Annotated in this window: 18 protein-coding genes and 2 tRNA genes; 8 read left to right on the top strand and 12 right to left on the bottom strand. The window is 73.2% G+C overall.

What is annotated here, in order from left to right; all coding sequences use genetic code 11:
* Positions 1-65 precede the first annotated feature (65 nt).
* Positions 66-2,273 carry an elongation factor G-like protein EF-G2 gene (locus ACE1OA_RS28715; protein ID WP_356600926.1) on the top strand — a complete coding sequence of 736 codons (2,208 nt, stop codon included), beginning with the start codon at positions 66-68 and terminating at the stop codon, positions 2,271-2,273.
* 181 nt (positions 2,274-2,454) lie between these two features.
* On the top strand, positions 2,455-4,113 hold the full coding sequence (locus ACE1OA_RS28710) for a hypothetical protein (protein ID WP_432754104.1): 1,659 nt from the start codon (positions 2,455-2,457) through the stop codon (positions 4,111-4,113).
* Here ACE1OA_RS28710 and ACE1OA_RS28705 read toward each other — a convergent pair.
* Positions 4,101-4,694, bottom strand: a complete 594-nt coding sequence (locus tag ACE1OA_RS28705) for an HIT family protein (protein WP_384871804.1) — start codon at positions 4,692-4,694, stop codon at positions 4,101-4,103. The genes ACE1OA_RS28710 and ACE1OA_RS28705 overlap by 13 nt on opposite strands.
* A 66-nt stretch (positions 4,695-4,760) precedes the next feature.
* Between ACE1OA_RS28705 and ACE1OA_RS28700 the strand changes: the two genes are divergently transcribed.
* The gene (locus ACE1OA_RS28700) at positions 4,761-5,438 is read left to right on the top strand and encodes a potassium channel family protein (RefSeq protein WP_356600928.1); all 678 of its coding nucleotides are present in this window, start codon (positions 4,761-4,763) and stop codon (positions 5,436-5,438) included.
* 12 nt (positions 5,439-5,450) lie between these two features.
* On the opposite strand, the gene thrS is transcribed toward ACE1OA_RS28700, so the two are convergent.
* The 3 genes from thrS to ACE1OA_RS28685 all read right to left on the bottom strand — a co-directional run bounded on the left by thrS (position 5,451) and on the right by ACE1OA_RS28685 (position 9,431).
* The gene (thrS, locus tag ACE1OA_RS28695; protein WP_356600929.1) at positions 5,451-7,427 is read right to left on the bottom strand and encodes a threonine--tRNA ligase; all 1,977 of its coding nucleotides are present in this window, start codon (positions 7,425-7,427) and stop codon (positions 5,451-5,453) included.
* A 130-nt stretch (positions 7,428-7,557) separates the two neighbouring features.
* The gene (locus ACE1OA_RS28690; RefSeq protein ID WP_356600930.1) at positions 7,558-8,856 is read right to left on the bottom strand and encodes a hypothetical protein; all 1,299 of its coding nucleotides are present in this window, start codon (positions 8,854-8,856) and stop codon (positions 7,558-7,560) included.
* A complete protein-coding gene (locus tag ACE1OA_RS28685; RefSeq protein ID WP_356601129.1) occupies positions 8,856-9,431 on the bottom strand; it encodes a DUF4365 domain-containing protein in 576 nt (191 codons plus the stop codon). Before ACE1OA_RS28685 ends, ACE1OA_RS28690 begins: the two co-directional genes overlap by 1 nt.
* 120 nt (positions 9,432-9,551) lie before the next feature.
* Between ACE1OA_RS28685 and ACE1OA_RS28680 the strand changes: the two genes are divergently transcribed.
* Positions 9,552-10,277, top strand: coding sequence for a 3'-5' exonuclease (locus ACE1OA_RS28680; protein ID WP_356600931.1), 726 nt, complete (start codon positions 9,552-9,554; stop codon positions 10,275-10,277).
* A 137-nt stretch (positions 10,278-10,414) separates the two neighbouring features.
* Here the strand turns inward: ACE1OA_RS28680 and ACE1OA_RS28675 are convergent.
* Positions 10,415-10,486, bottom strand: a tRNA-Val gene (locus ACE1OA_RS28675).
* Between the two features lie 39 nt (positions 10,487-10,525).
* A complete protein-coding gene (locus ACE1OA_RS28670) occupies positions 10,526-10,972 on the bottom strand; it encodes an SRPBCC family protein (protein ID WP_384871792.1) in 447 nt (148 codons plus the stop codon).
* 91 nt (positions 10,973-11,063) lie between these two features.
* Here ACE1OA_RS28670 and ACE1OA_RS28665 point away from each other — a divergent pair, with 91 nt between their 5' ends.
* Positions 11,064-13,616 carry an SCO7613 C-terminal domain-containing membrane protein gene (locus ACE1OA_RS28665; RefSeq protein ID WP_432753594.1) on the top strand — a complete coding sequence of 851 codons (2,553 nt, stop codon included), beginning with the start codon at positions 11,064-11,066 and terminating at the stop codon, positions 13,614-13,616.
* Positions 13,617-13,708: 92 nt separating this feature from the next.
* Here ACE1OA_RS28665 and ACE1OA_RS28660 read toward each other — a convergent pair.
* Both ACE1OA_RS28660 and ACE1OA_RS28655 read right to left on the bottom strand, forming a co-directional pair.
* A tRNA-Val gene (locus ACE1OA_RS28660) sits at positions 13,709-13,780 on the bottom strand.
* Between the two features lie 55 nt (positions 13,781-13,835).
* Positions 13,836-14,258 carry a TIGR02611 family protein gene (locus ACE1OA_RS28655; protein ID WP_356600934.1) on the bottom strand — a complete coding sequence of 141 codons (423 nt, stop codon included), beginning with the start codon at positions 14,256-14,258 and terminating at the stop codon, positions 13,836-13,838.
* A 189-nt stretch (positions 14,259-14,447) separates the two neighbouring features.
* Between ACE1OA_RS28655 and ACE1OA_RS28650 the strand changes: the two genes are divergently transcribed.
* Both ACE1OA_RS28650 and ACE1OA_RS28645 read left to right on the top strand, forming a co-directional pair.
* On the top strand, positions 14,448-14,861 hold the full coding sequence (locus ACE1OA_RS28650; RefSeq protein WP_015032345.1) for an SsgA family sporulation/cell division regulator: 414 nt from the start codon (positions 14,448-14,450) through the stop codon (positions 14,859-14,861).
* A gap of 275 nt (positions 14,862-15,136) precedes the next feature.
* Positions 15,137-15,694 (top strand): CGNR zinc finger domain-containing protein, encoded by a 558-nt coding sequence (locus ACE1OA_RS28645; protein WP_147977142.1) that lies wholly within the window; start codon positions 15,137-15,139, stop codon positions 15,692-15,694.
* A 332-nt stretch (positions 15,695-16,026) separates the two neighbouring features.
* On the opposite strand, the gene ACE1OA_RS28640 is transcribed toward ACE1OA_RS28645, so the two are convergent.
* Positions 16,027-16,452, bottom strand: coding sequence for a hypothetical protein (locus ACE1OA_RS28640; RefSeq protein ID WP_356600935.1), 426 nt, complete (start codon positions 16,450-16,452; stop codon positions 16,027-16,029).
* 169 nt (positions 16,453-16,621) lie between these two features.
* Here ACE1OA_RS28640 and ACE1OA_RS28635 point away from each other — a divergent pair, with 169 nt between their 5' ends.
* On the top strand, positions 16,622-17,137 hold the full coding sequence (locus ACE1OA_RS28635) for a DsbA family protein (protein ID WP_432753593.1): 516 nt from the start codon (positions 16,622-16,624) through the stop codon (positions 17,135-17,137).
* A 61-nt stretch (positions 17,138-17,198) separates the two neighbouring features.
* Here ACE1OA_RS28635 and ACE1OA_RS28630 read toward each other — a convergent pair whose 3' ends face one another.
* Genes ACE1OA_RS28630 through ACE1OA_RS28620 form a run of 3 tightly spaced genes read right to left on the bottom strand, consistent with a single transcriptional unit; the run spans position 17,199 to position 19,960 of the window.
* Entirely contained in the window at positions 17,199-18,038 is an 840-nt protein-coding gene (locus ACE1OA_RS28630) for a GNAT family N-acetyltransferase (RefSeq protein ID WP_356780376.1), read from the bottom strand.
* 42 nt (positions 18,039-18,080) lie between these two features.
* Positions 18,081-18,911: an aminotransferase class IV gene (locus ACE1OA_RS28625; RefSeq protein ID WP_432753592.1), complete on the bottom strand. Its 831-nt coding sequence runs from the start codon at positions 18,909-18,911 to the stop codon at positions 18,081-18,083.
* Positions 18,908-19,960 carry a chorismate-binding protein gene (locus ACE1OA_RS28620; protein ID WP_384871781.1) on the bottom strand — a complete coding sequence of 351 codons (1,053 nt, stop codon included), beginning with the start codon at positions 19,958-19,960 and terminating at the stop codon, positions 18,908-18,910. Before ACE1OA_RS28620 ends, ACE1OA_RS28625 begins: the two co-directional genes overlap by 4 nt.
* Positions 19,961-20,085 lie beyond the last annotated feature (125 nt).

Raw genomic sequence — 20,085 nt, 5'->3', positions numbered from 1 at the left:
ACGCCGCCGCCACTCCCCCGGCCCGCGCCCCCCACCTCACCGTGCAAGCGATCGGGAGGAACATCATGGGCGACAAGGCGAACACCCACCCCGGAGCCGCCGGCAGGGCCCCGACGGCCGACCGGCCCTCGGACGTACGGAACGTGGTGCTGGTCGGCCACAGCGGATCGGGTAAGACGACGCTCGTCGAGGCACTCGCGCTGACCGCGGGAGCGGTCAACCGGGCCGGCCGCGTCGAGGACGGCGGGACGCTCTCCGACTACGACGAGATCGAGCACCGCCAGCAACGTTCCGTACAGCTCTCCCTCGTCCCGGTCGAATGGGGCGGATGCAAGATCAATCTCCTCGACACACCCGGATACGCCGACTTCGTCGGGGAGCTGAGGGCCGGTCTGCGCGCCGCGGACGCGGCCCTCTTCGTCGTCTCGGCGGCGCAGGAGGCCGACGCCGTCGCCGGCGCGACCCGCATGGTCTGGGAGGAGTGCGCGGCCGTCGGCATGCCCCGCGCGATCGTGGTGACCCACCTGGACACCGCCCGGACCGACTTCGCCGAGCTCACGGCCGTCTGCGGCCGGATCTTCGGGGGCGACGACCCCGACGCCGTGCTCCCCCTCTATCTGCCCGTGCACGGCCCCGAGGCGCCCGACGGGCACACGCACACCACCGGCCTCGTGGGGCTGCTCTCGGAGCGGATCTTCGACTACTCCTCGGGCACCCGGCTGGAGAACCCCCCGGACGAGGCGCAGCGCCCGCTCATCGCGGAGGCCCGGGCCCGGCTCATCGAGGGGATCATCGCCGAGAGCGAGGACGAGTCCCTGATGGACCGCTATCTCGGCGGCGAGCAGATCGACGTCAAGACGCTCGTCGACGATCTGGAGAAGGCCGTCGCCCGGGGTACCTTCCATCCCGTCCTCGCCGCGGCGCCGGCCGCCGACGGCGGGAAGCAGGGCCTCGGCACCGTGGAACTCCTGGAACTGATCACCGGCGGCTTCCCCACGCCGCTGGAACGCCCGGCCCCCGCCGTCACCACACCGGACGGCACGCCCCGTCCCCCGCTCACCTGCGACCCGGACGGCCCGCTCGTGGCCGAGGTCGTCAAGACCGCCTCGGACCCCTACGTCGGCCGGATCTCGCTGGTCAGGGTCTTCTCCGGCACCCTGCGCCCGGACGAGACCGTCCACGTGTCCGGGCACGGCCTGACCGACCGGGGCCACGAGGACCACGACGTCGACGAACGCGTCGGCGCGCTGACCTCGCCCTTCGGCAAGCAGCAGCGCTCCCTCGGCCACTGCATCGCCGGCGACCTCGCCTGTGTCGGCAAGCTCGGTCACGCGGAGACCGGGGACACGATCTCCGCCAAGGACGATCCGCTGCTCATGGAGCCGTGGCCGATGCCCGACCCGCTCCTGCCGCTCGCCATCGAGGCGCACAGCAAGGCGGACGAGGACAAGCTGTCGCAGGGCCTGGCCCGGCTGGTCGCCGAGGACCCGACCATGCGTCTCGAACAGAACCCGGACACCCACCAGGTCGTCCTGTGGTGCCTGGGCGAGGCCCACCGGGAGGTCGCCCTGGAGCGGCTGCGCAACCGCTACGGCGTCCAGGTCGACGCCGTGCCGCACAAGGTGGCGCTCCGCGAGACCTTCGGCGGCACGTCGGCCGGGCGCGGCCGGCACGTCAAGCAGTCCGGCGGCCACGGCCAGTACGCCATCTGCGAGATCGACGTCGAACCGCTCCCGGCGGGCAGCGGCATCGAGTTCGTCGACAAGGTGGTGGGCGGTGCCGTGCCGCGCCAGTTCATCCAGTCCGTCGAGAAGGGCGTACGGGCACAGGCGGCGCGCGGGGTCGCCGCCGGGTACCCGCTCGTCGACGTGCGGGTCACGCTGCGCGACGGCAAGGCCCACTCGGTCGACTCCTCCGACGCGGCCTTCCAGACGGCGGGCGCGCTGGCACTGCGCGAGGCGGCGGCCGAGGCGAGCATCCAGCTCCTCGAACCGGTGGCCGAGGTGCAGGTCCTGGTGCCGGACGAGTACGTGGGACCGGTGATGAGCGACCTGTCCGGCCGGCGGGGCCGGGTCGTCGGCACCGAGCAGGCCGGGCCGGGACGCACGGTGGTCCGCGCGGAGGTGCCCGAGATCGAGATCGGCCGGTACGCGGTCGACCTGCGGTCCGTGTCGCACGGGACCGGGCGGTTCGACCGCGCGTACGCCCGGCACGAGGCCATGCCGCCGCACCTGGCGGACCGGATCCGCGAAAAGGCCGAAAAGGGCTCGTAGTTGACGGACCGACAGCGGCTGCCGCCCCGCGACTCCCGTTCGACGGGGCGGCATTCGGTCGTACCGTGACGCATCCACCGGTACCCGGTTACGCTGTGGTGCCCAGTTCGGAAGGTGTGCGGGGCGAGATCGTGGGGAACAGCCCGCAGAGGGACACCCGGTGACCCCGCGGCAGGCGGCGATGGGGGCGGCAGTGAGCATCGGCAGTTTTGGACCCGGGGCGCAGATCCCCCTCCAGGGCTCGGACGGACAGACGGCGGCGACCCATGCCCTCGCCTCCGCCGCGTACCGCGACAGCCCGGTCGAGGAGATCCTCAAGGCGAACAACGAATGGCACCAGTCGAGCGTCAAGGAGGGCAAGTGGTTCTCCCTCTTCAAGCCCGACCTCGGTGAGGCCTTCTCCCGGGCCGTGCAGGTGCGGATGCTCGGCGGCGCCCGCAAGGCGCTGATCCAGTCCTTCGGCACCGAGCCGCAGCCCGTGGTGGAGCACTGCCTGGCCGCCACCCGGATCCGCAAGCAGCGCGACGTCCGGCTCACCCTGATCACGCTGGTCTTCGGCCTGCTCTTCCTGCCCGGCCTGCTCCTGTGGCTCGCCGTCATCAAGCTGCGCCGCGTCCTCGCCGGCACCGACAACAGGCGCACGAGCCTGCTGGGCACGGCGCTCCTCGTCGGTGTGGGCCTCCTCGCCGTGCTCGTCCTGCTCAAGCTGCCGTTCGGCGGCTTCCTGTCGATCTACTTCCGCGCCATGATCGTCGCCCCGGTCGTGGGCTGGCTGCTGGCCAAGCGCGTCTGCGAGTCCACCGCCCGGGACCTGCGCACCCGCTGGGACGCCCTGCTCAGCGGCGGCGGCATCGGCGCCAAGATCCCCGAGGCGGTCCCGCAGGACCCGGGCCAGACGGCCGCCGAGGAGCTGCGGCAGTCCCTGGAGAAGCTCAGCGCCGAGCAGCAGTCCAACGTCGTCTTCTACGCCGGCCCCAAGGGCATACTCGGCATGGGCACCCGCTGGGGCAGCTGGACCATGGCCGAGGAGCTCGTCCCGAAGGAGGGCCGGGAGATCCACGACTTCCGCGCCTGGGACGTCGTCCGGCAGATCCACGACCAGCTGAAGCTGATCGAGCGCGGCTCGCTGAAGACCGGCTTCCCGAAGCCGACGGTCAAGCACTGGATCGTCTCCCCCGTCGGCGAGGGCGCCGACGAGGTCGCCCGTCCGGAGGGCGAGAACATCGTCGCCTTCCAGGTGAAGCCGCACGAGATACAGCGCATCTGCAACGACCAGCAGTTCGGCAGCGGCAACCGCCACTACCTGGGGGTCCAGTTCACCCTCTGGGACGGCCAGCTCGTCCTCACCATGATGATCACGGTCACCTCGCTGCTGCACACGCTGCGGGTCGAGGTCACGGGTCACGCCCTGGGCCCGGTGCACTCGCTCTTCACCACGAAGCCCAAGGCGAAGACCAGGGAGGTCTCCAAGACCGTGCGCTTCTGGGAGACGCGGGAGATCACCCTGCCGCTCCTGGAGGACGACGAGGTCGTCCGCAAGGCGCTGCGCGCGCCGCTCACGTGGTTCCCGCCGGTCCTGGACTTCCTCGGCGGCAAGCTCACCCTGCCCGAGCCCTTCGGTCTGCGGCACGCCTGGGCGGCGCAGCCCTGGCGTCACCGCTTCATGGCGGACGACGCGATCCGCGCGGCCACCCCGGTGATGCGCGCGGTCCACGCCGCCACCATCAAGGTGCTCGACGAGCACGGCGTGGACACGGAGCGCTTCACCAGCCGCTCGCTGATCCTGAGCGGCTCCGTCCAGGAGCCGGGCCCCAAGAAGGCGGACGTCTACGACGCCTGAGCGGCCGCCCGGCCGGTGCCCTCCGACGCCGGCCAGGCGTCGGCGAGCATCTTGCGGGTGTCGGCCAGCAGCTGCGGCAGCACCTTGGTGTGGCCGACGACGGGCATGAAGTTGGTGTCGCCGCCCCAGCGGGGCACGACGTGCTGGTGCAGGTGGGCGGCGATGCCCGCGCCCGCGACCGTTCCCTGGTTCATGCCGATGTTGAAGCCGTGCGCTCCGGAGGCGGTCCTCAGCGCGATCATGGCGCGCTTGGTGAACGCGCCGAGCTCGGCGGTCTCCCTCTCGTCCAGCTCCGTGTAGTCGGCGACGTGACGGTAGGGCACCACCATCAGGTGCCCGCCGTTGTACGGGTAGAGGTTCAGTACGGCGTACACGCGCTCACCGCGCGCGATCACGAGACCGTCCTCGTCCGACATCGACGGAATCGAGCAGAACGGACAGCCGTCCTCGGCCCCCGGCCCGGTGGGCTTGTTCTCGCCCTGGATGTACGCCATCCGGTGAGGCGTCCACAGGCGCTGGAACGCGTCCTGCGTCCCCACTCCGATCTGCTGCTCCGGCTCAATCGTCATGCTGTGCAGCATATTGCTTAGCCCGTTCGGATCGTGTCGCCGGGGCGCGGATCCCTTCGCTCCGGCGATGCTGATCCGATGGAAGAGAAGCCGCCGGAGATGGACCGCTGGGACGAACGGATGGAGGTGCCGCTCGCCGTCGCGTCCGCGCTCTTCCTCGCCGGGTACGCGATCCTGATCCTGGGGGACGGCCTCCCGCACGGCTGGCGTGACGTCTGCCTGGCGCTCGTCCTCGCCGCCTGGGCCCTCTTCGCCGTGGACTACGTCGTACGCATATGGCTGAGCGGCCGGCGGCCGCTGCGCTTCGTCCGCGCCCACCTGCTGGACACGGTGGTCCTGATCCTGCCTCTGCTGCGCCCGCTGCGGGTGGTCAAGGCCTACGACACCATCCAGCGCCGCCAGGACAAGCCCCGGCTCACGCTCTACGCCCGCGTCATGGCGTACGCCGGTCTCACGTCGATCCTGCTGGGCTTCGCGGGCTCGCTCACCGTGTACCGCTTCGAGCGCGACGCCCCGGGCGCCACGATCGTCACCTTCGGCGACTCGGTCTGGTGGGCGTGCTCGACACTCTCGACGGTCGGGTACGGCGACGTGACCCCGGTGACCCCGATGGGCCGGGTCACCGCGGTCGGGCTGATGGCCTGCGGGCTGGCGCTGCTCGGAGCGGTGACCGGCTCGTTCTCGTCCTGGCTGATCCAGACGTTCCGGCGGGAGGACGACGAAGGGCCCCCGGGTGAGTACCCGGGGGCCCGCTGAGCCCAGGGGGCGTCAGACCTGGACGCGGCGCTCCACCACGTCGACCAGCTTCGCCAGCGCCTCGTCGCGGGCGATGCCGTTCTCCTGCGAGCCGTCGCGGTAACGGAAGGAGACGGTGCCCGCGGCCATGTCCTCGTCACCGACGATGATCATGAACGGGACCTTCTGCTTCTGCTGGTTGCGGATCTTCTTCTGCATACGGTCGGAGGAGGCGTCCACCTCGACCCGCAGGCCCTTCCTCTTCGCCTCGGCGGCGAACTCCTGCAGGTACTCGACGTGCGCGTCGCCGATCGGGATGCCGACCGCCTGCACCGGGGCCAGCCACGGCGGCATGGCGCCCGCGTAGTGCTCCAGGAGCACGGCGAAGAAGCGCTCGATGGAACCGAACAGGGCGCGGTGGATCATGACCGGGCGCTGCTTGGTGCCGTCCGGGCCGGTGTACTCCAGGTCGAAGCGCTCCGGCAGGTTGAAGTCGAGCTGCACGGTCGACATCTGCCAGGTGCGGCCGATGGCGTCCCGCGCCTGCACCGAGATCTTCGGGCCGTAGAAGGCCGCGCCGCCCGGGTCGGGGGTCAGCGGGAGGCCCTGCTTCTCGGCGACCTGCTGGAGGACCGCGGTGGCCTCCTCCCAGACCTCGTCCGAGCCGACGAACTTCTCCGGGTCCTTGGTGGACAGCTCCAGGTAGAAGTCGGTCAGACCGTAGTCGCGCAGCAGGTTCAGGACGAAGGTGAGGGTGCGGTCGAGCTCCTCGGCCATCTGCTCACGGGTGCAGTAGATGTGCGCGTCGTCCTGGGTGAAGCCGCGGGCCCGGGTCAGGCCGTGCACGACACCGGACTTCTCGTACCGGTACACGGTGCCGAACTCGAACAGGCGCAGCGGCAGTTCGCGGTAGGACCGGCCCCGCGCGTCGAAGATCAGGTTGTGCATGGGGCAGTTCATGGGCTTGAGGTAGTAGTCGGTACCACCGTCGAGCTGCATGGGGGGGTACATGCCCTCCGCGTACCAGTCCAGGTGGCCGCTCTTCTCGAAGAGGGCGCCCTTGGTGGCGTGCGGGGAGTAGACGAACTCGTAGCCCTCCTCCTCGTGCCGGCGGCGCGAGTAGTCCTCCATGGTCCGGCGGATGATGCCGCCCTTGGGGTGGAAGACGGCGAGGCCGGAGCCGATCTCGTCCGGCACGGAGAAGAGGTCGAGCTCGTTGCCGAGCTTGCGGTGGTCGCGCTTCTCGGCCTCAGCGAGGAAGTCGAGGTGGGCCTTCAGCTCCTCCTTCGACGGCCACGCGGTGCCGTAGATGCGCTGGAGCATCGGGTTCTTCTCGCTGCCGCGCCAGTAGGCGGCGGCATTGCGCATCAGCTTGAACGCCGGGATGTTCCGGGTGGTGGGCAGGTGCGGACCGCGGCAGAGGTCCTTCCAGCACAGGTCACCGGTCTTGGCGTCCAGGTTGTCGTAGATGGTCAGCTCGGCGCCGCCCACCTCGACGTCCGCGCCGTCGTCGCTGGAGGCGGAGCCCTTGATGCCGATCAGTTCCAGCTTGTAGGGCTCGTCGGCGAGCTCCTCGCGGGCGGCCTCGTCGGTCACCACGCGGCGGGAGAAGCGCTGGCCCCGCTTCTGGATCTCCTGCATCTTCTTCTCGATGGCCTTGAGATCCTCGGGGGTGAACGGCTTCTCGACGTCGAAGTCGTAGTAGAAGCCGTCCCGGACCGGCGGGCCGATGCCCAGCTTGGCCTCGGGGAAGAGCTCCTGCACGGCCTGGGCCATCACGTGCGCGGTGGAGTGGCGCAGGATGTCGAGACCGTCCGGGGAGGAGATCTCGACGGGCTCGACGACCTCGCCGTCGGCGACGACGTAGGTGAGGTCCTTCAGCTCACCGCCGACCCGGGCGGCGATCACGGACCGGTCGTCGGCGAACAGCGCGCCGGCGGTGGTGCCCGCGCTCACCGCCCGATCCTCGGCTCCTGAGGCGGACTGGACGGTCACACGGACTTCAGACACTGGTGCTCTTCTCCATTGGGGCGCGGGCAGATACGAAGTGCCGGCGTCGACGGTGCGCGGCAGAGACGAGGTGCCGCGTCGCCGTCGATCGTACCGAGCCCGGGGGGCCGCCCGCGAAACGTCCCCGCGGTCAGTCCCCCGGCCCGCACGCCTCCTCGAAGTAGTCGAGGTTCTCGTGCAGCGACTTCATCAGCCGGTCCCGCTCGGCCTCGTCCACCTGCACCGGGACGACCGCGGAGGCGTCGGTGAGCCGCCGGAAGCCGCCCCGGCTCTCCAGCCGGCCCACGACCCGGATCGGCAGACCCACCAGATGGGCGTGGCCGGCCGTACGGTACGACTCCTCGTCCAGGCTCACCCGGACGTGCGGCACCTCGGCCCCGGCCAGCACCCGCAGCCGCACGGTGCCCTCGCCGCGCGGGCCGGACCGGCGCATCCGGACGACCGCTCCGGTGATCCGTACCGGTACGGACGGCTCGTCGGTCAGATAGCGGGCGCCGGCCTCGCGCAGGGCGGGCAGGTCGCCGGCCGAGAACTCGACGGGCTCGGGCCGTGCCGCGCAGCCCGCGGGGGTCCCCGCGGCAGGCGCCCACTCCAGGGCGATCCGGGCCCCTTCGCTGCCGCGGACGAGCGCGACGAGGGCCTCGGTCAGCTCCCGGCTCACGCCGGCCGTCACCGCGGCGTCGAAGGCCTCCATGCCTCCGGTGGCCCGCTGGTAGTCGGCGGCCTCCCGGGCCGCGTAGAGCGCGTGGTAGAGCCGTACGGCGATCGCCCGGCCGGTCTCCACGGGGACGAAGGCGGTCAGGCCCCGGCCGTCGGGGGCGGCGCCGACGACGACCGCGCCGAGGGACGCCTGGGCCTGCCGGCGGTGCCGGGCCCCGTAGTAGCCGGCCCGGCCGCGCACGGCGAGCGCGCCCGCGAGAAGGAGCTGGCGGGCCGCCGACCGGAACTGTTCCTGCACGGCCCAGGGGACGGTGCCCGAGGGCCCCGGCGGTACGTCGCGCCACCAGCGGATCTCGTCGCTGGGCACGGTCAGCCCGACCAGCACCTCGCGGGCCGAGGGCACGGCGCTGCGGGCGAGTGCGGTGAGCGCCTCCCCGAGGAGGTCCTCGCAGTCGGGGAAGGCGCGGCTCTCGGGCACGAGCAGGCTGCCGGTGGCGGTCGCCGGCCCCGGCGGCGTCCAGCGGCTGTAGCGGCCCGGGGCCCCGCCGCGCCGCCGCCAGCCGTGGCGTGCCAGCAGCGCGCCGAGGACGAGCGGGTCGACGCGCCCGGGGTCGGGCGGACCGCCGGCGTCGCTCCAGGGGCCGGTGGGGCGAGCCGCCCCGGCGCTCCAGGAGCCCGGGAGTTCGGCGAAGGTGGGGTGGGGCCTGAAGGACGGGGACGCCGGGCCGTGGCCCGTCCCGCCCTCCGGCTCGTCGATCGGCCGGTGCATCAAGGTCTCCCTCCCACGCCGACCCGGGCCATGATCTCGCACAGCGCCCGGTCGTCGAAGATCCGTGCCGTCGGGATGCGCACGGTGGTCCTGCGCCGTCCCGTGACCGGATGGCCGGCCAGGTTGATCCAGTAGCAGCAGTGCCGCAGGTCGAGCCCGTCGTGCCCGGCCCGCAGCCAGTCCTCCCGGGAGCGCGGCACGAGCATCACGACCAGGATCTTGTGTACCGAGACCGGGGTCCGCGCGAGCTTCACCAGGTGCTCGTTGTCGAGGGTGAACGAGAACGTCGCGGACGCGGGTCCGGGCACTCTCGGCGGTAGCTGGTAGGTGCACTTGAGCTGCACCTTGATGGTCACTTCGTCGTCCACGGTGTGGTCGGCAGCGCCGTGGCTCACGTGCCAGTCGATGCCGTTGTCCGGAAACGGCTGCGACAGCGAGCAGCCCGCCGCCGCCGCGACCGCGTGCAGGTACCCCACCTGAAGCGTCTCCATACAGGCGGTGGTGGCGAGCGAGCCACGGAGCGGTGCTGTCCGCTGGGTCGGCAGCCCTCCCGATTCGGGCTGGGCGAGCGCCATGTCGATTTCCTTCCCCGTCATGTGTGTTGTCACCGGCCCGCGTACGGCGCAAACAGCCCGGGTATCACCGATTCGGGCAGAGGGATCGCCATCTGCCGCACAGGTGCGAGGAGTTCGGGGATGACGCACTGGTACGAGGGGCCCCTGGCCTCATTCGACACGGAAACCACAGGAGTCGACGTCGAGGAGGACCGGATCGTCTCGGCCGCCCTCGTCGTCCAGGACACGGCGGGCGGGCGCCCGCGGGTGACGCGCTGGCTCGTCAACCCGGGCGTGCCCGTGCCCGAAGGGGCCACCGCGGTACACGGACTGACGGACGATCACCTGCAACGGAACGGACGCTGGCCGGCGCCGGTGATGGAGGAGCTGGCGCGGGCCCTGGCCGAGCAGTGCGCGGCGGGCCGGCCGCTGGTGGTGATGAACGCGCCCTTCGATCTGACGATCCTGGACCGCGAGCTGCGCCGCCACCGCGCCTCCTCGCTGGGCGGATACCTCCGGAACGCCCCGCTGTGCGTGCTGGATCCGCGGGTGCTCGACAAGCATCTGGACCGGTACCGCAAGGGCCGCCGGACGCTGACGGACCTGTGCGAGCAGTACGGGGTGGAGCTGGACGGAGCGCACGACGCGGCGGCGGACGCGACCGCCGCGCTGGACGTCGTACGGGCGGTGGCGCGGCGGTTCGCGTCCCGGCTGGAACGTCTGTCGCCGGCCGAGCTGCACACCCTGCAGGCCGTGTGGCACGCGGCACAGGCGCGCGGGCTGCAGGCGTGGTTCGCGCGCAACGGGACGCCGGAGGCGGTGGATCCCGCCTGGCCGCTCCGTCCGGAGCTGCGGACGGCGGCGTAGGGGGTGTCCTGTCGATCAGGCGGCCCGGCGGGATCGACGAGACGCTCCCCGGGGCGCCCGCCGAGCCGCGGGATCCCGCGACAGGGCCCCGGCATGCGGAAGGCCGGTCCGTCTGCTGACGGACCGGCCTCTCCCGGTGGGCGATACTGGGATCGAACCAGTGACCCCTTCGGTGTGAACGAAGTGCTCTCCCGCTGAGCTAATCGCCCGGGAACGGGTTGAACCATACAGGTCCCGGCGGGTTTCGTTCAAACCGCGCGAAGCCGTGCCGCGAGACCGCGCCGTCCGCCGCGCATCATCAGGGCGTGGTTGGCCAGGAAGAGCGGCCTCCCCGGGACGGCGAACCGGCGCATCAGCGGGTTGCGGACCTCGACCTCCTGCTCGTAGACGGCCCGCGTGCCGGACCGGTGGCCGGTCAGGGTCCAGCGCACCCAGCCCTCCAGGTCGCCGCCCAGGTCGACCTCCAGGACGCGGGCCGCGGGTTCACGGCGCCGGGCCGAAAGGGTGACGACGAGGTCGTACGGGAGGACGGAGCGGAACCGGGCGGTGCCGGTGACCTCGTCGACGGGCACGACCTCGCGGACCTGGGGCCACCATCGCGGGTAGCCACCGGCGTCCTCGAGGACGGCGTAGACGGCGTCGGGCGGAGCGGCCAACTGCCAGACGCTGCGGAAGCGGTAGCGGCACCAGTCCATGCCCCCAGTGTGCCCCGTGTGTACGTACTCAGGGCCGGAGATGAGTACCCGCGCGCATGCCTCGCGGTGTGTCCGGGGACACACTCCGCATATGGAGAACGCCCTGCCACCCGCGGACGAGCTGGTGCTCGTCGACCGCGAGCTGGCCCAACTCGACACCCGACGGTCCCAGTTGCTGGCCCGCCGGGCCTGGCTGCTGCAGGTCCTCGCCGCACCCGTGGCGCGGGCCGCCGCGCAGCCGGCCGGTCCGCCCGCCCCTTCGCGCCCGCTCGCGGACTCGACGCCGCGCAGCGCGCAGAACGTCCTGCTGACGCTGGGCGGCGCCCTGCTGACGATCGCGGCGGTCGCCTTCACCCTGGTGAGCTGGGGTTCGATGGGGATCGGCGGCCGTGCGGCCGTGCTCGTCGTGGTGACCTCGGCGGCGCTGGCCGCGCCGGTGGCGCTGCTGCGCCGCGGCCTGGCCTCCACGGCGGAAGCGGTGGCGGCACTGGGCATGGCGCTGATGGTGCTCGACGCGTACGCGCTGCACCGCGTGGCCCTGGCGGACACGGACGGCGTGGGCTACGCGGCGGTGGCGTCGGCCGTGCTCGCGGGGGCGTGGGCGGCGTACGGCCGAGGGCGACTGCGGGGACCGCTGCCGGTGGCGGTGGCGACGGCCCAACTCCCCTTGCTGCTGGGGGTGGTGGCGGCGGACGGCGGCCCTTCGGCGCTGGCCTGGGCCGCGCTGGCGACGGCCGCGGCGGATGTGGCGGTGGCGCTGCGGGCGACCTCGGCGGCCGTGCGGATCACGGCGGGCGCCGGAAGCCTGGCCCTGGGCGGCTGGGCACTGCTGACGGGCGGCTGGCTGTCGCTGACGTCGCCGATCCCGGCGGGCGCGCTGCTGCTCGCCGGCGCGGCGGTGGCGCTGTACGTGGCGTGGCGGGTGGCCCCGCTCGCGGAGGCGGCGGCCGTGGTGGCCGGTCTCGCGGTGATCGCCGCGGCCGGCGGCGTGCTGCGCGCGGTCGCCCCCGAGGGCTGGACGGTGCCGGGGTACGTGCTGTGCGCGGTCGCCCTGGCGGCGGTGCTGCGGTCGGCGGCGCCCCGTGCGGTGCGGCGGGGTCTGGCGGGTGCGGGGGCGGGCGTCCTCGCCCTGGGCGTGGCCTGGGCGCTGCCCCCGGTGGTGGCGGGGCTGCTGTCACCGGCGGCGCGGTCGACTGAGGTGTGGTCGGGCGCGCACGCCGAGCCGGTGCTCGCCTCGTACCCGGCGACGGCCCCGCTGGTCCTGCTCGTGGGCACGGCCGCCCTGGCGGCGGTGCCGCGGCTGTGGGCCCGCTGCGGCGCCCTCTTCCTGGCGTGGGCCCTGCTGACCTCGCTGCCCGTCTCGCCGGGGCTCCCCTACGGCGCGACGCTGACGCTCCAGCTCCTGACCACCGCGGCGGCCCTGCTCGTCGCGGTCCGGCCGGACCCGGCGACCCGGGGGCTCCGCGCACCGGTCCGTGGGCCGGGCACCGCGGGGCCGTCGGCGGGCGAGCCCGTGGACGGCGCCTCCGCGGCGGGCGCCCCGGGCACGGCGGCCGGCCCTTCCGACTCCCCGGACGCGGCCGGTTCCGGCGGCGCGGGCGCGGGCGGCGGCGCGGAGTCGTCCCGGCCGGGCTGGGGGCCCCGCCCCGTTCCGACGGCCACCGCGCCGGCCCCGCCGCGCGAGGTCCTCGCGTGGTCCGCGTTCGCCTGCGGTCTCGCGTCCGCGCTGAGCGCGACGGCGGCGGCGCTGGACACGCGCGCCGCGACCTTCGCCGCGCTGGGGCTCCTGACGGCGCTCTTCGCGGTCACCGGATTCCTGGCCGAGGGCGGCCGGCGGGCCGTGGCCGCCTGCGCGGCGGTCGTGACGGCGACCGGGCTCGTGGGGGCGGGAACCGCCGCCGCGGAGCTGCCGGCCCACCTGGCGGCCCTGGCGCTGCTCGTGGTCCCGGCCCTCACCGCCGCCGTCGGCGCGCGGCTCCGGCGGCATCCGGTGGCGCTGCCGGTGGAGCTGACCGGCGCCGTCGCGGGGCTGCTCGCGGTCGGCCTCGCGGTCTCCCGGCCGGCGGTGCTCGCGCTGGTGCTCGCGCTCGCCGGGGTGATCGCGGCGGCGACGGCGGTCCGGCCCGAGCGGCGCCCGGCGGCCTCGTGGGCCGCGGCGGCGCTGTTCCTGCTCGCCACCTGGGTGCGCCTCGCGGTGTGGGACGTGACGACCCCGGAGGCGTACACGCTTCCGGTCACCGTCCCCGCCCTGGCGGTCGGCGTGCTGCGCCGGCGACGCGACCCGGAGGCCTCCTCCTGGGCGGCGTACGGCCCGGGCCTGGCCGTCACGCTGGTACCGAGCCTCTTCGCCGCCTGGACGGATCCCGACTGGCCGCGTCCGCTGATCCTCGGGGTGGCCTCGCTGGCGGTGACCCTGCTCGGCGCCCGCTTCCGGCTCCAGGCGCTGCTGGTGCTCGGCGGCACGGTCCTGGCCCTCGACGGGCTGCACGAGCTGGCCCCGTACGTGGTGCAGGCCGTGGGGGCACTGCCCCGCTGGCTGCCGCCGGCGCTGGCCGGCCTGCTGCTCCTGGGGGTCGGCGCGACGTACGAGCAGCGGCTGCGGGACGCCCGCCGGCTCCGGGAGCGCCTGGGCCGCATGCGGTAGCCGAACCGGTCGCCCCCCGCCGCGGGACACCGCGGCCGGGGAACGCCGAAGGCCCGGAGACGTGATTCCGTCTCCGGGCCTTCGGTCCGGGGTGGGCGATACTGGGTTCGAACCAGTGACCTCTTCGGTGTGAACGAAGCGCTCTCCCACTGAGCTAATCGCCCGGGCGCACCGCAAACATTACCCCATGTCAGCGGGTCCCCCGGACCGGCGTCCGGGTCACCGGTCGATCTTCCACGGCATGACGAAGCCGTACTTCCAGAGGTAGATCCCGACGAGCACGGCGATGATCACCAGGCCGATCGTGGTGAGGATGATGTTGCGCCGGCGGACCTTCGGGTCGAGGGCGCGCTGGGCGGCCTCGGTGACCTTCCGCTTCGTCCACCGCAGCACGAGCTGTGCCCAGACGAACTCGGTCGCCCAGATCGCCATGCCGCCGAAGATGACCAGCCAGCCGGGGCCGGGCAGGGGCAGCATCACGATGCCGCCGCCGACGACCGCGAGCCCCACGATGAAGACGCCGACCTGCCAGCTCAGGTGCAGGCTCCGGCGGGCCTTGATGAAGGCCGGGGCCCGGGAGCCGAGCTCGGCCTCGCCGTCGGCCGTGGGCTCCCCGGACCGCTCGTCACTCTCCGCATTCATGACCCCAACTTACCGGATTCCGGACGGTCACCGGAATGGGGGTATTACCCGAGGTCACGCACCCCCATACGAGCTACCTGAACGATCACAAAACAGACAGAGGGGTTTACAACGGCACCGTAGGTGGCATGTCGATTTCGCCGACGTGCGAATCCCCGAGCGCACACTGAGCGAAAGGCCCTGGCGCTTATGAACACCACGGTCAGCTGCGAGCTGCACCTGCGCCTCGTTGTGTCGAGCGAGTCCTCACTGCCTGTACCCGCGGGCCTGCGGTATGACACGGCCGATCCCTATGCCGTGCACGCCACCTTCCACACCGGAGCCGAGGAGACGGTCGAGTGGGTCTTCGCCCGCGACCTTCTCGCCGAGGGGCTGCATCGGCCCACCGGCACCGGCGACGTCAGAGTCTGGCCGTCGCGCAGCCACGGTCAGGGCGTCGTCTGCATCGCGTTGAGTTCTCCCGAGGGCGAAGCCCTGCTCGAGGCCCCGGCGAGGGCCCTGGAGTCGTTCCTGAAGCGGACCGACGCCGCCGTGCCACCGGGCACCGAGCACCGTCACTTCGATCTCGACACGGAGCTCTCCCACATCCTGGCCGACAGCTGAGCCAGGCCGAGAGCCGCACGGCGCCGTCCGACTCGGGGAGACGGCGCCGCGCGGACAACCACATAAGGCAGACATCGGCGTCCTCACCGCGCAGCCGGCGCGGCCGGGGGCGCCGTTGCCCGTTTTCCGGGCCGTGCGCGGGCCGGGGCCGGTCCGGGCCCCGCCCCCGCGCCGACCCCGTCCGGTTCCGGACCGCTCCCGGCAGGCCGCGGCGGAGCCGCTAGAGTCAGCGCAATTCCGCGGGCGCCCGCCCGCGGCCTGCCAGGGAGCGAATCGTGCTGATCCCCCACGACACCCGGATCGCCCTCGACACCGTCGTCGATCTGATGAACACCGCGCCGCAGGGCGACCGTGACGACGAACTCGCGGACCTCGAGGCGCTGCGGACCTTCGTGCGCGCCCACGACATCAGCGACGTGGGCGTGCTCGACGAGCGCGACCTGCGCGCCGTGCGGGACGTACGGGGCAGGTTCACCGCCGTCTTCGGAGCGCCGGACGCCCGGATCGCGGCGACGCTGATCAACCAGCTGGTCGCCGCCGCGGGCACGACCCCGCAGCTCACGGATCACGACGGCTACGACTGGCACGTGCACTACTTCGCGCCGGGCGCATCGGTCGCCGACCACCTCGGAGCCGACTGCGGCATGGCCCTGGCCTTCATCGTGGTGGCCGGGGAGCAGGAGCGGCTGCGGCGCTGCGAGGCGCCGGACTGCGGCCGCGCCTTCGTCGACCTGTCGCGCAACCGGTCGCGCCGCTACTGCGACAGCCGCACCTGCGGCAACCGGCTGCACGTGGCCGCCTACCGGGCGCGCCGCAAGGAGGCCGCGGGCTGATCCGCCGCCGGTGCCGGTCGGGGCCGCGCCGCAGCAGGGGCGCCGACGCGGTCGCGGGTGCCCGCCTCACAGCAGGAACAGGTCGTGTACGGCGGCCATCAGGAGAAGACAGCCGATCACCGCGAGGAAGATCATCAACGGCGGCTGGGAGAGCGCGAACAGACAGCCGCGCGGCTCCTTCATGGGGGCGGGGACTCGTTCCCGCGAGGTATCCGGCATCTCGGGGGGATGATGACGCAGGAGAGCGTCACAGCCCGCCGCAACACGCCCCACGAACGCGGGAGTTCATCCCATTCCGTGGATGCTCCGCCGCCGCGCCGACCGCGCGGGCGTCAGATTCCGTGCTTCTTCAGAATCGCCTCGATGTCGCTGAAGTCCTCTGCGGGGGCGGCGGCCTTGGGCTTCGGGGCGGCGCCGCGCTGCCCCTGACCCAGCGAGGGCGCGGACGCGGCGGGCGCGACCGGGTCCGGACGGCTCCCCTGGTCCGCGGCCTTCCGGCCACCACGGCGGCGGTCGACGGCGCGGGTCGACAGGAAGAGCAGCCAGGCCGCGCCCAGCACCCCGAACCCGGCCCAGGCCACCGGGCTGAAGGCGGTGTCGAAGGCCCACTCCACCGCACCGGTCATGACCAGACCCAGCGGCACCAGCGAGTAGGCGGCGATCCGGGCCGCGGTCCGGAACCGCCTGCGGTACGCCGTGATCGCGGCGATGCCCAGGCCCGCCGCGGCCACCGCGGAACAAATGGTCTCGGCAAGCATGCGATCCTCCTGGCGCAGGGGCGATACGTCCCTTCCATCCTGCACCGGGCGGGCCGTCCGGGGCCATGGCGCGGGGCCGACATCAGGGAGATCTCCGGGTCGGCCGAGGGATGATCTCCTCCCAGGGTCCCGGTTGGGCCGGGCCGCGCGCGGCTGGGAGACTGCTCCCATGAGTGACTCCACCACCGCCTCCGCCTCCCCCGTCGTCCTGGAGGCCTGGTTCGACCTCCAGTGCCCGGACTGCTTCCAGGCGCTCGACGACGTCCGCGCGCTGCGCGAGAAGTACGGCGACCGGATCGACGTACGGCTGCGGCACTTCCCGCTGGAGAAGCACAAGCACGCGTACGCCGCCGCCCAGGCCGCCGAGCAGGCCGCCGAGCAGGGCCAGGGCTGGCCGTACGCGGAGGCGCTGCTGGCCAGGACCGCGGAGCTGGACGGGCGCGGCGAGCCGCTACTGGTCGAGCTGGCCGGTGAACTCGGCCTGGACGCCGAGGAGTTCGACACCGCACTGATCGACGGCCGGCACCTCCTGGTGGTCGACGCCGACCAGGCCGAGGGCAAGGCGATCAAGGTCACCGGCACCCCGACCTACGTGATCGACGGCGAGCGCCTGGACGGCGGCAAGAGCCAGGAGGGGCTCCGCGCCCGCATCGAGGAGATCGCGGACCGCCTGCTCGCCGGCTGATCCCGGCACCGGGACCCGGACCCCGGGTTGTCCTGCCGGGAGCCCGGCAGGACACACCTCGCTAGACCAGGCGCTTGAAGCCGTTGACGTGGGTCGTGCGGTAGCCGAGCGACTCGTAGAGCCGGAGCGCCGGGGTGTTGCCCGCGAAGACGTGCAGTCCGAGCCGGCTGTCCCCGGCCTCGATCGCGACCCGTTCGGCGAGCAGCATGAGGGCGCGCCCGTAGCCCCGGCCCCGCTGGGCCGCGTCGACCTCGATGTCGTAGACGTACGCCCCCATGGTCCCGGGTTCGAGGTCGATCCGGCCGGTCCAGAGGTGACCCACGACCTGCCCGTCCCGCACCACGACGCTGATCCGGACGCCGGGGGTGGCGAGACCCTGCGGGAGGTGGGTCCGGTGGCTGTCCTCGGCCTTGGCCCGCGCCTGGTCCTCCGGCACGCCCCGGTCGATCCAGCTCTGCGCGTAGCCCTTCTTCGCCCGCGCCTCCCAGGCCGCGTACTCGGCCTCGACCATGGGGCGGATCTCGACGCCCTCCGGCAGCGCCGGGGGCTCGGCCGGCAGTGCCTTGACCATGTTCCGGCTGCGTTCGGTGTAGCCGAGGGCGGTGGTCATCCGCAGCGCCGCATCGGCTCCGGCGGGAACGGAGACATGGACCTGGCCGCACCCCCAGCCCCGGAGGATCTCCTCGGCGGCCAGTGCCGCGACCGTGCCGCGGCCCCGGCGACGGTCCGGCTCGTCGATGCCGAGGGCGGTGATCTCTCCGGCGCCGGGGCCGAAGCCCGGCGCGGTGGCGAGGTGGACGGAGCCGACGCGACGGCTGTTCACACAGACGTCGTAGGTGCGCGAACGGCCGCCGTCGGGCGTCTGCTGAAGCGGCTCGACCGGCCGCAGGGTGGTGGTCATCACCGGTGTTGTACCCACCCTGCGGCCGTCCGTCATCCGCTTTTACGCGAGGCGCGGGTCCCGGTCGGCCGCGGCGCGCTCGTCGAAGACCCGCATCGCCTTGGCCGTCACGGGCCCCGGGGCGCCGGCCGGCTCGCGGCCGTCGACCCGGTGGACGGCCTGGATGTCCCGCAGCGTCGAGGTCAGGAAGATCTCCTCGGCGCTCTCCAGGACGTCGAGGGGCAGGTCGGTCTCCTGCGCGCCGGTCCACTCGACGGCGAGCGCGCGGGTGATCCCGGCCAGGCAGCCGGAGGAGACCGGCGGGGTGTGGATCCGGCCGTCGATCACGACGAAGACGTTGGAGCCGGTGCCCTCGCAGAGCTGCCCGACGGTGTTGGCGAACAGCGCCTCCGAGGCGCCCTGTTCGCGCGCCCTGGCCAGGGCCACGACGTTCTCGGCGTACGACGTGGTCTTCAGGCCGGTGAGCGCGCCGCGCTCGTTGCGGGTCCACGGCACGGTGATCACGGCCGTGGAGTCGGGGCGGCGGCCGGTCTCGCCGAGCGCCACGACGAGCCCGGCCCCGGCGTCGCCGCGCTCGGAGCCGAGCGGGGAGACGCCGCCGGTGTACGTGATGCGGAGCCGGCCGAGCTCCATGGGGTTGGCCTCCAGGACCGCGGCGCACGCCCGCCGTACCTCGTCGAGGTCGGGGTCGGGCAGGCCCAGGCCGCGGGCGGAGCGGGTCAGGCGCTCCAGGTGGAGGGTGAGAGCAAAGGTTTCGCCTCGCTCCGCCTTGACCGTTTCGAAGATCCCGTCGCCGACGGTCAGCCCGTGGTCCAGGACGGAGACCCGGGCTTCCTCCACCTCGTACAGTCCGCCGTTGACCCAGAGTTTCATCGAGAGATGGCCTTTCCGCTCGCCTCGTACGTGCCAGACGCTACCGCGAGGAGCCGCTCGGCCTTGAGCTCGGTCTCCGCCCATTCGCGCTCGGGGTCGGAGCCCCACGTGATGCCGGCACCGGTGCCGAAGCGGAGCACTCCCTCGGCGCGGTCGATCCAGAAGGTGCGTATGCCGACGGCCAGCTCCCCCGTGCGCCGGTCGGCGTCGACCCAGCCGACACCTCCGCAGTACGGGCCGCGCGGGGCGGTCTCCAGCGCCTCGATGATCCGCAGGGCGCTGGACTTCGGAGCGCCGGTGACGGAGCCGGGCGGGAAGGTGGCGTCGAGGAGACCGCGCCAGCCGGCCCCCTCCGCGAGCTCGCCGCGGACGGTGGAGACGAGGTGCACCAGACCGGGGTGCGCCTCGACGGCGCAGAGTTCGGGGACGGAGACCGATCCGGTGGCGCAGACCCGGCCCAGGTCGTTGCGCACGAGGTCCACGATCATCACGTTCTCGGCGTGGTCCTTCTCCAGGAGGTCCCCCGCGGTGCGGCCGGTCCCCTTGATGGGGCCCGACGTGACGACCTCGCGGTCGCGGCGCAGATAGAGCTCGGGAGAGGCGGTGGCGATCTCCACGCCGTGCGCGGGGAGCCGGATCGTCCCCGCGTAGGGGGCCGGGTTGCCGCGTGCCAGGAGTGCCGTCAGGGCGTCGACGTCGGCTCCGGCCGGGTCCGGCAGCGGCGCGGACAGGACGCGGCAGAGGTTCGCCTGGTAGACCTCGCCGCGCGCGATGTGGGCCCGGATCCGGCGCACCCCCTCGGTGTACGCGGCCCGGTCGAGGGAGGACGTCCAGTCGCCGGCGGCGGGGCCGCGCCAGGCTCCGGGGACGGGCGCGGGAACGGGGGCCTCGCGCACCTCGCCGAAGCGTGCGCAGGTCAGACGGCCTTCGAAGTCGGCGGAGACGGCCCAGAAGCCCCGCGAGTCCAGGGCCTCGGGGTCGCGGGTGACGTCCCGCAGATCGGTGGCGACGAGGCCGCCGAAGCGGGCCATGGGAGCGAGGGAGTGCACGGATGTGAGTCTAGGACGCCCCGGAGGAGGGTGCCGGGGTCGCGGCCGGGGGCGGCGGCGAGCCACCCGGAGGACACGGGGAGTGAACGCCGCGCGAACGCTCCCGCCCGACGGGCCGGGCCCTC

The organism is Streptomyces sp. JL2001 (assembly GCF_050917515.1).
Classification (GTDB): domain Bacteria; phylum Actinomycetota; class Actinomycetes; order Streptomycetales; family Streptomycetaceae; genus Streptomyces.
The sequence above is the reverse complement of the archived record's forward strand: the minus strand, read 5'-3'. Positions and strand labels throughout refer to the sequence as shown.

Excerpts from the sequence above, each read along its gene's own strand:
- ACE1OA_RS28715 (WP_356600926.1), top strand. The coding sequence starts at position 66 with ATGGGCGACAAGGCGAACACCCACCCCGGAGCCGCCGGCAGGGCCCCG.
- ACE1OA_RS28710 (WP_432754104.1), top strand. The coding sequence starts at position 2,455 with ATGGGGGCGGCAGTGAGCATCGGCAGTTTTGGACCCGGGGCGCAGATC.
- ACE1OA_RS28705 (WP_384871804.1), bottom strand. The coding sequence starts at position 4,694 with ATGCTGCACAGCATGACGATTGAGCCGGAGCAGCAGATCGGAGTGGGG.
- ACE1OA_RS28700 (WP_356600928.1), top strand. The coding sequence starts at position 4,761 with ATGGAAGAGAAGCCGCCGGAGATGGACCGCTGGGACGAACGGATGGAG.
- ACE1OA_RS28690 (WP_356600930.1), bottom strand. The coding sequence starts at position 8,856 with ATGCACCGGCCGATCGACGAGCCGGAGGGCGGGACGGGCCACGGCCCG.
- ACE1OA_RS28685 (WP_356601129.1), bottom strand. The coding sequence starts at position 9,431 with ATGGCGCTCGCCCAGCCCGAATCGGGAGGGCTGCCGACCCAGCGGACA.
- ACE1OA_RS28680 (WP_356600931.1), top strand. The coding sequence starts at position 9,552 with ATGACGCACTGGTACGAGGGGCCCCTGGCCTCATTCGACACGGAAACC.
- ACE1OA_RS28670 (WP_384871792.1), bottom strand. The coding sequence starts at position 10,972 with ATGGACTGGTGCCGCTACCGCTTCCGCAGCGTCTGGCAGTTGGCCGCT.
- ACE1OA_RS28665 (WP_432753594.1), top strand. The coding sequence starts at position 11,064 with ATGGAGAACGCCCTGCCACCCGCGGACGAGCTGGTGCTCGTCGACCGC.
- ACE1OA_RS28655 (WP_356600934.1), bottom strand. The coding sequence starts at position 14,258 with ATGAATGCGGAGAGTGACGAGCGGTCCGGGGAGCCCACGGCCGACGGC.
- ACE1OA_RS28650 (WP_015032345.1), top strand. The coding sequence starts at position 14,448 with ATGAACACCACGGTCAGCTGCGAGCTGCACCTGCGCCTCGTTGTGTCG.
- ACE1OA_RS28640 (WP_356600935.1), bottom strand. The coding sequence starts at position 16,452 with ATGCTTGCCGAGACCATTTGTTCCGCGGTGGCCGCGGCGGGCCTGGGC.
- ACE1OA_RS28635 (WP_432753593.1), top strand. The coding sequence starts at position 16,622 with ATGAGTGACTCCACCACCGCCTCCGCCTCCCCCGTCGTCCTGGAGGCC.
- ACE1OA_RS28630 (WP_356780376.1), bottom strand. The coding sequence starts at position 18,038 with ATGACCACCACCCTGCGGCCGGTCGAGCCGCTTCAGCAGACGCCCGAC.
- ACE1OA_RS28625 (WP_432753592.1), bottom strand. The coding sequence starts at position 18,911 with ATGAAACTCTGGGTCAACGGCGGACTGTACGAGGTGGAGGAAGCCCGG.